A 3,615-nucleotide genomic window follows, 5' to 3' on the forward strand; every position below is an offset into this window, starting at 1 on the left:
GACGGTGGTATTGCTGACCAGAAGGTAGGCGGGGAAATAGCTTGGTGCGCACAGCACACCCTACAGGTTTGAGCGGGTACGGTTGTTTAAGACGGATCCGCTGCTTTCTCTTTGCGGAACACGTAAAACAGATTCGGCTCGCTGACCATATAGATAGTGCCTTCCTCATCAATGGCCACGCCTTCCGCCCGCGGAATGCTGTTGTGCAGGCCGTTCATGCCACCAAACAGGCTGATAAAGCTCACCGGCTGGCCACGCTCATCTAACTCCAACAGCAGCTTGGATTGCGCGGACAGCACCAGGGTGTGGCCGGTACGCGGGTCAACGCTCAGGGCCGAGAGGTTGCGCATATACAGCTCGTCACTGGGCAGCGGTTCCATCTTGCCGGCCAGCTCCTGGGTGCCGTCGCTGCTCCAGCTGAACATAGCAGTTGGTGAGCGCTCTTTGCCCAACAGTAAGCGCTGCTGCGCCGGATCCCAGGCGATGCCCTCAAACCCTTTGTTGCCGGAGTCGGAATAGCCGAGGTCGAATTCCTCGGTGTCTATCGCACGCAATTCCACGTCCACCGGGCCGAGCTTGAAAATCGACAGCGTACGGCGGCGTTCATCGGTGATCGCCATATTGCCGTTGCTGAGCATCGCCACCCCTTCGGGGTTGTTGAAACCGACCAGCTCGATACGCCGCAGCACTTCACCGTCGCGCGTCAACTCGACCAGCAGCGGCTCTTTGCCAGTGACGGTGAACAGGGTTTTGGTGTCGGGGTTGTAAGTCAGGTCCGAGGTTTCGTCGTCCTCAAGATCCTTGAGCGGCTTGGCTTGAATAATTGCCCGGTAGCCCGGCAGCCAGATGCTGGCATCACGTTCGGCCTGGTCGAAGTTATCTTCATCGGCCCAGTACTGGGCTTGGCCCAGCCAGCCCCAGGTGTAGGTGAACGCGGCGACGGTAACCAATACGGCGGCAAATACCAGCCAGGGCCAGCTGCGGCGCAGGGTCAGAGGACGAATGGGGCGCATAGGGACTGTCTCTGTTACTGCGGCGGCACACTAGCCGCCAAAGCATGACATTCCGGTTGGATCATCCGTGAAGAACCGTTTACCCGCGCACTGGGGCGCGGGCGGGAGCCGAACTGTACAACAGCCACTCGCGCTCACGACACCCGCAATTGGTTACAGCGATTTGTCGACTCTGTTACAGCACGCGGGTGCTGACGCTCGACTGGCCGACCAGTTCGAGTAGCAGCTCATCACCTTGGTTCAACGGCCCTACGCCGGCCGGTGTGCCGGTGAGAATCACGTCGCCCGGTTGCAGACTGAAGTGCCCGGCAATGTGGGCAATGATCGGCAGAATCGGGTTAAGCATGGAGGCGCTGTTGCCGTCCTGGCGCACTTCGCCATTGATGGTCAGGCGAATGCCGATATCGGTCAGGTCGCTGTAGGCATCGCTGCTGACAAACGGCGCCAGCACGGCGGCGCCGTCAAACGACTTGGCGATTTCCCACGGGTAACCCTTTTCCTTGAGCTTGGCTTGCACGTCGCGCAGGGTCAGGTCCAAGGCCGGGGCAAAACCGGAAATGGCGTCGAGCACTTCCTCCTGATTCGGCGTGCGCGACAACGGCTTGCCGATCAGCACGGCGATTTCCGCTTCGTAGTGCACGCCGCCACGGTCGGTGGGAATGCTAAAGCCGCCTTCGGCTTCCACCACACAACTGCCGGGCTTGATAAACAACAGCGGCTCGGTGGGCACCGGGTTGTTCAGTTCTTTAGCGTGCTCGGCGTAGTTACGCCCTACGCAGACCACTTTGCCGATAGGAAAATGGATGTGGGTGCCATCCTGATAACGATGTTGGTAGCTCATAAACGACTCCTGAATCGTGTGAAAGCCGGGCCAGCTTGTGGCCGTCCCGGCGCAAGCGAAAACAGTGTTACAGGGGGAAAATCTTGCCCGGGTTCATGATGCCATTGGGGTCAAACACGGCCTTGATGGCTTTCATATAGGCGATTTCGGCTTCCGAGCGGCTGTAGGTCAGGTAATCGCGTTTGGTCATGCCCACGCCGTGTTCGGCGGAGATCGAGCCGTTGTACTTTTGCACGATTTCGAACACCCACTTGTTCACCGTCGCGCACTTGGCAAAGAACTCGTCCTTGCTCAGGTTTTCTGGCTTGAGGATGTTCAGGTGCAGGTTGCCGTCGCCGATATGACCAAACCAGACGATTTCGAAATCCGGGTAGTGCTCGCCGACAATGGCGTCGATGTCATGCAAGAACGCCGGCACATTGGCCACTGTGACCGAGATATCGTTTTTGTACGGCGTCCAGTGCGAGATGGTTTCCGAGATGTACTCGCGCAGCTTCCACAGGTTTTGCAGTTGCTGCTCGCTTTGGCTCATCACGCCATCAAGCACCCAGCCTTGCTCCACGCAGTGCTCAAAGGTGGCCAGGGCCGCTTCGGCGACTTCTTCGGTGGTGGCTTCAAATTCCAGCAGGGCATAGAACGGGCAGTCGGTTTCGAACGGCGCCGGAACATCGCCACGGCCCATGATTTTGGCCAGGGCTTTGTCGGAGAAAAATTCGAAGGCGGTGAGGTCGAGCTTGTTCTGAAAAGCGTGCAGCACCGGCATGATCGAGTCGAAATCGGCGGCACCGAGCACCATGGCGGTGAGGTTTTGCGGCGCCCGGTCCAGGCGCATGGTGGCTTCGACGACAAAACCCAGGGTGCCTTCAGCGCCGATAAACAGCTGACGCAGATCGTAGCCGGTGGCGTTTTTGATCAGGTCTTTGTTCAGCTCCAGCAGCTCACCTTTGCCGGTAACCACTTTCAGGCCAGCGACCCAGTTGCGGGTCATGCCGTAGCGAATCACCTTGATGCCACCGGCGTTGGTGCCGATATTGCCGCCAATCTGGCTGGAGCCCGCTGAGGCAAAGTCCACCGGGTAATACAGGCCTTTTTCTTCGGCAAACATCTGTAATTGCTTGGTGACCACGCCCGGCTGGCACACAGCGGTACGGTCGAATTCGTTAAAGCTCAGCACCTGGTTCATATAGTCGAAAGCCACGACCACTTCGCCATTGGCGGCCACAGCGGCAGCGGAAAGCCCGGTACGACCACCGGACGGCACCAGTGCCACCTTGTGCTCATTGGCCCAACGGACAATGGCCTGCACCTGCTCAATGGTCTTGGGAAACGCGATGGCCAGCGGTGCCGGGGCGAAGTGCTTGGTCCAGTCTTTACCGTAGGTATTGAGCGAATCGGCGTCGGTCAGCACTTTGCCAGGCTCAACCAGGGTCTTGAGTTGTTCAATCAGGGCAACGTCGGTCATCTACAGAACTCTCGCGCTATTCATGGTCGCCCTGAGAACCTTTCAGGTCGCAACCGAGCAAGTAAAAAGGAAGACATGCTAGCATACGCCCCCCGCGAATCGTGCTCTGTGCTCGGTTTGCGGCAGCGGCGCGAAGCCGAAATGGGCTGCCCGCCACGCTGGCTTTCCCTGACTTTTCTACCGGGACAAACAGGTACTCAGATGAGCAAGACCTCTCTCGACAAGAGCAAGATCAAGTTCCTTCTTCTCGAAGGCGTCCACCAATCGGCTGTCGACGTCCTCAAGGCGGCGGGCTACAC

General features: G+C 58.6%; 4 protein-coding genes. 1 reads left to right on the plus strand and 3 read right to left on the minus strand.

Going from position 1 to position 3,615, the window contains the following annotated elements; translation table 11 throughout:
- Nucleotides 1-86: 86 nt before the first annotated feature.
- From AAAB16_RS14270 to AAAB16_RS14280, 3 genes are all read right to left on the minus strand, one after another.
- Complete coding sequence (locus tag AAAB16_RS14270) at nt 87-1,013, minus strand: SdiA-regulated domain-containing protein (RefSeq protein WP_340663907.1); 927 nt, start codon at nt 1,011-1,013, stop codon at nt 87-89.
- Between the two features lie 175 nt (nt 1,014-1,188).
- On the minus strand, nt 1,189-1,854 hold the full coding sequence (locus AAAB16_RS14275) for a fumarylacetoacetate hydrolase family protein (protein ID WP_340663908.1): 666 nt from the start codon (nt 1,852-1,854) through the stop codon (nt 1,189-1,191).
- 67 nt (nt 1,855-1,921) lie between these two features.
- A complete protein-coding gene (locus AAAB16_RS14280) occupies nt 1,922-3,316 on the minus strand; it encodes an FAD-binding oxidoreductase (RefSeq protein ID WP_340663909.1) in 1,395 nt (464 codons plus the stop codon).
- Between the two features lie 201 nt (nt 3,317-3,517).
- Between AAAB16_RS14280 and AAAB16_RS14285 the strand changes: the two genes are divergently transcribed.
- A partial coding sequence (locus tag AAAB16_RS14285) for a hypothetical protein (protein ID WP_340663910.1) occupies nt 3,518-3,615 on the plus strand: 98 nt, incomplete at its 3' end.

Source organism: Pseudomonas sp., from assembly GCF_037994325.1.
Lineage (GTDB): Bacteria > Pseudomonadota > Gammaproteobacteria > Pseudomonadales > Pseudomonadaceae > Aquipseudomonas.